The organism is Algoriphagus sp. oki45 (genome assembly GCF_036245605.1).
Taxonomy (GTDB): domain Bacteria; phylum Bacteroidota; class Bacteroidia; order Cytophagales; family Cyclobacteriaceae; genus Algoriphagus.
Window position 1 is genome coordinate 1 of the sequence record NZ_BTPC01000030.1, and the last position, 313, is coordinate 313.

Annotated in this window: 1 rRNA gene; it reads left to right on the forward strand. The window is 53.7% G+C overall.

The annotated features are described in order from the left end of the window. Window positions 1–313 (forward strand): 23S ribosomal RNA (locus AAA942_RS20280); the annotation flags it as partial.

Sequence of the window (313 nt, forward strand, 5' to 3'; positions counted from 1 at the left end):
ACGTTAATCGGATCAGGGTTAGTCGGGGCCTAAGGCGAACCCGAGAGGGGTAGTCGATGGACAACGGGTTAATATTCCCGTACTGCTCATACAGGCGATGGAGTGACGGAGTGATGAAAGGTCCGCGCGGTGACGGAATACCGCGTTGAAGCCAGTAGGTATTGGAGCCATAGTAAAATGCGTGGTTCTAGCCGAAGGTGATAGTACCGGGCGTCTTAGGACAACCGGATAGTGACCCTAAGGGCTTCCAAGAAAAACTTCTAGCGCTAAGCGTATGAGTACCCGTACCGCAAACCGACACAGGTGGTCGAGG